Consider the following 4,649-nt stretch of genomic DNA (forward strand, 5'->3'; position numbering starts at 1 on the left):
GCACGAGGGGCAGGTTCCGCACGAATCGGTTTCGCTGCGGTTTTTACACGAAACATACTGTGCATAAGCCAAAGCCATGGCCAACTTACCGGTTCCCGACGGGCCGGAAAATAACTGTGCGTGACTGATGCGTTGCTCCTGTACCGACCTGATCAGGCGGCTTTTTATATTCTCTTGTCCTACTACGTCATTGAAAAACATAAGCCAAAAATAGTACTTAATTCTGAAAGTTGGCAATATGCAAAATACAGTTGGCAAAGTTTCAAGTCACGAGCCACTAGCTTCGAGCTAATCTTCTTTGTGATAGAAACTTTTATACACAAAGACTCGAAAACACTAAGAATTAAACCACATTAGACACATAGAAAACATTAGGTATTAAACACTTCAAGGTTTAACTGTTTGCCTATTGCTATTTGCCTATTGCCTATTTAGACCTCTCTAAATTATTCTATCGCTAAATTGTAGAACTGAAAACTGCGACTGTATACTGCAACTGAAAACTGTAAACTTTCTACTCATTCTGCAATCTAAAATCGTTAATCTGCAATCGATATTCAATTACTCATCATTCCCCATTCTAATATTCTAATATTCTAATATTCAACCACTCCTCCACTCCCCGTTATCTTACCGCAACATTAAATTATGAAAGGCCTTAAAATTCTGCTGTTTTTTCGTGCTATTAATTCCTATCTTTGGTTGAATTTTTCAAAAAACACTAAAAATATAATATCATGCAAACTATTAGCAGCTATGACTTTAAAGGAAAGAGAGCTCTTATCCGCGTTGATTTCAACGTGCCTTTAAACGACAAATTCGAGATTACCGACGATACACGTATGCGTGCCGCCCTTCCAACAATCAAAAAAATTATCGAAGGTGGTGGTTCACCAATCATCATGTCGCACCTTGGCCGTCCGAAAAACGGTCCGGAAGAAAAATTCTCGCTGAAACCGTTGGTAAATCACCTGAGCGAACTGCTTGGTGGTGCTACGGTAAAAATCGCTCCTGATTGTATTGGCGACGAAGTAAAAGCTATGGCTGAGGATGTAAAACCAGGTGAAGTTTTGATTCTTGAAAACCTGCGTTTTTACAAAGAAGAAACTGCCGGCGACGAAGAATTTGCTGCTAAACTAGCTGAAAACGGCGACTGCTGGGTAAACGATGCTTTTGGTACTGCTCACCGTGCACACGCTTCAACAGCTGTTATTGCCAAGTTTTTCCCGAACGACAAAATGTTTGGCTACCTGATTGAAAGCGAAGTGGAAAGCCTCGACAAAGTAGTAAAAGAGCCAAAGCGTCCGCTTACTGCAATTATGGGTGGAGCTAAAGTTTCATCGAAAATTACGATTATCGAAAACATGTTGGATAAAGTAGACAACCTGATTTTGGGTGGTGGCATGAAATTTACTTTCGCGAAAGCTCACGGAGGTAAAGTTGGTAGCTCAATCTGCGAAGACGACTTCCTGGAAACAGCTTTAAATATTGAAAAGCTGGCGAAAGAAAAAGGGGTGAATTTATACATGGCCAGCGATGTTCTTGCTGCCGATGCATTTAGCAACGATGCCAACACAAAAGTTCTTCCTATTGGCGAAATTCCTGACGGATGGATGGGATTGGATGCCGGCCCTGATGCTATTGAAGAATTCAAGAAAGTAATTGAAAAATCGGGTACTATTCTTTGGAATGGCCCTATCGGTGTTTTCGAAATGGAAGCTTTTGCTGAAGGAACAAGAGCAGTTGGTGAAGCTGTTGTTGAAGCAACAAAAAAAGGTGCATTCTCGCTTGTTGGCGGTGGCGACTCGGTAGCTGCGGTTAATCAATTGGGATTTGCTGATGGTGTTTCGTACATCTCAACTGCAGGTGGCGCACTGTTGGAATACCTTGAAGGAAAAACACTTCCTGGTGTTGCTGCTGTTCGTGGCGAATAATAATCCTTCGATCTTCCCTAAAGGGTAGAACTGATAAGAAGGTTACAATATTTTCAAAGGCCTGATTCGTTTTGAACCAGGCTTTTTTGTGTTATTCAATCTTGATTAAAAGCAGCTATTTTATTCTTCACTGCTTTTAAATGGAGCTGTTTTTGTTTTCGTCCGGAATAACCATCAGCGTTGAACAGCTTTCTTCTCCGGACGATCTCCCTGACAACCTTTTACCCGGGGCGGCGAAATTCAAAGAATTACTTTGCCCCGGGCTAAAATAAAACGCACTTTCAGCGCTTTTAATTAAGAGCCCCAAAGGGGCGAAAAGCAATAACCCGGTGCGACTGACGACAGTCAGTAAGCGCCGGGAAAGAAAATGAAGTCAATCTCGTCCGGCCAAGAAAGCTGAATAGCGATTGTTCGCTGCCCCGGACGAAATAAACCGAAAGCAACTATAATCTGATTGTATAAAAAAGATAAGAATGGGTCAAATTTTTATTCTCCGACTTTCTTTGTCTGCCAATTCTTCCCCTTGAACATAACACCCCATCCAACTGTTCCATAACAAACTTAAAACAGGAAAAAATGAAAGGTAACGTAGGATCAATTGACAGGTTAATACGAATTATTGCAGGATTAATAATTGCTATTATCGGCGTTATTTTCGACAGCTGGTGGGGTTTAATTGGCATTATTCCATTGGCCACCGGGCTTTTTAGGTTTTGTCCGTTGTATTTCCCACTAAAAATTTCTACTACCGGAAAGGACGAATAAACTGCAACCCGCGGTTTTTTCAACTTCAATTTTTTAAAGTTTACCCGCTAAACAATTATCAGTACTCATTTCAGAATGTTGCTGAATGTCAAAACATTGCCCCCTCCAATCTCTTTTTATCCTCTACTCAAATAGTCTTTAAAACAAGAAATTTAAATATATTTAGGAGCTATATTTTGGTTATTCCTTGTGTTTTTATCAATTTTGAAGAGTATTAAACTTTTATGCTATGAATGCGATTAACCGCTGGCCGCTCCTGGCCATTTTGGCGCTGCTTTTTTCGGTGGCGTGCAATACTAATGAATCTGGCCCCGACCTTATGATACAAAAAGAACTGAACACCAACTGGACCTTTAGCCAGGCAGGTGAAAACGAATGGATGCCTGCCACAGTTCCGGGAACGGTTCATACCGATTTGCTGGCCAACGAAAAAATTGAAGATCCGTTTTATCGTTTGAATGAACTGGATCAGCAATGGATCGACAAAGTAGACTGGGAATACAAAAGCACTTTTACGGTTGACAAATCATTTTTGAACCGCGACAAAGTTGTTATTGACTTTGAAGGTCTTGATACTTACGCCGATGTTTCGGTGAACGGAGAAAAAGTACTTTCGGCCGACAACATGTTTCGCGAGTGGCAGGTAGATGTAAAAGACGTGCTGAAAGAAGGCAACAACGAAATCCACATTGTCTTTCGTTCGCCAATTGTTGAAGGGTTGAAAAAATACGATGCCAACGAATTTGTTTATCCGGGGGCGGAGAACGATCAGGCCGAACGCGGAGAAGTAGAAGGCAACAAACGCGTGAGCATTTACACACGTAAAGCCGGTTATCATTTTGGTTGGGACTGGGGGCCACGTTTGGTAACCAGCGGTATCTGGAAGCCGGTTTACCTGAAAGCCTGGGACAATGCAACCATCGAAAATCTGCAAATTGTTCAGAACGAAGTTTCTGACGAAAAAGCAACATTCACCGCTGTTTTCGAAGTAGACGCAGTTAAGAAAACAAAAGCTACAATTACTATTAATAATGACGGACAAAGTCTGGCTTCAAGCGAAGTTAGTCTTACCCCGGGTGTAAAAAAATATTCCGTTGATTTTGAAATTGCCAATCCACAACTTTGGTGGACCAACGGTTTGGGAGAAGCGCATTTATACTATCTTTCAGGAGTTTTGGATGTGAAAGGCCGCACGGTTACTGAAGATACCCGAATTGGAATCCGCATGCTTGAGTTGGTTCGCGAAAAAGACGACGATGGTACGTCGTTCTATTTCAAACTGAACGGCCACCCGGTATTTATGAAAGGTGCCAACTACATTCCGAACGACATGTTTCTGCCACGCGTTACCGACGAAAATTACCGCAAAGTGGTTGAAAATGCCAAAAATGCAAACAACAATATGTTGCGTGTTTGGGGTGGCGGTATTTACGAAAACGATATTTTCTACGACCTGTGCGATGAAAACGGAATTCTGATCTGGCAGGACTTTATGTTTGCCTGTGCCATGTTCCCGAATAATCCTGAGTTTTTGGATAACATCAAACACGAAGCTATTGACAATGTAAAACGCCTGCGCAATCACCCAAGTATTGCTTTATGGTGCGGAAACAACGAAATCCTGACCGCCTGGAACACCTGGGGATGGAAGAAAATTGCTGCCGACCAGGGCGATGACGTTCCTGAAAAAGTTTGGCAGGCTTATGTTGATATTTTCCACAAAACCTTGCCCGACGTGGTGAATGAATACGATCCTTCGCGCAGCTACTGGGGATCTAGTCCGTCGTCTGGTCTTGGCGTACAAGCCGACCTTGTAAATGGCGACGAACACTACTGGGGTGTTTGGTGGGCTAAAGAGCCGTTCAGTACTTACGCCACTCACCTGGCTCGTTTTATGAGCGAATACGGATTCCAGAGTTTCCCTGAAATGGCATCGGTACGTAAATATGC

General features: G+C 42.4%; 3 protein-coding genes and 1 pseudogene. 3 read left to right on the plus strand and 1 reads right to left on the minus strand.

Features of this window, described 5'->3' with window-relative positions; all coding sequences use genetic code 11:
- Positions 1–201 (minus strand): annotated as a pseudogene (locus ABZB17_RS20735) (DNA polymerase III subunit delta); the annotation flags it as partial.
- A 536-nt stretch (positions 202–737) separates the two neighbouring features.
- Here ABZB17_RS20735 and pgk point away from each other — a divergent pair.
- The 3 genes from pgk to ABZB17_RS20750 form a co-directional block, all read left to right on the plus strand.
- On the plus strand, positions 738–1,934 hold the full coding sequence (gene pgk, locus ABZB17_RS20740) for a phosphoglycerate kinase (RefSeq protein WP_372653244.1): 1,197 nt from the start codon (positions 738–740) through the stop codon (positions 1,932–1,934).
- Positions 1,935–2,510: 576 nt separating this feature from the next.
- The gene (locus ABZB17_RS20745) at positions 2,511–2,699 is read left to right on the plus strand and encodes a DUF2892 domain-containing protein (protein WP_163322516.1); all 189 of its coding nucleotides are present in this window, start codon (positions 2,511–2,513) and stop codon (positions 2,697–2,699) included.
- Positions 2,700–2,928: 229 nt separating this feature from the next.
- Positions 2,929–4,649: glycoside hydrolase family 2 protein (locus tag ABZB17_RS20750; RefSeq protein WP_372653246.1), on the plus strand; the 1,721-nt coding region annotated here is incomplete at its 3' end.

Origin of the sequence: Draconibacterium sp. (assembly GCF_041583095.1) — a bacterium.
Lineage (GTDB): Bacteria > Bacteroidota > Bacteroidia > Bacteroidales > Prolixibacteraceae > Draconibacterium.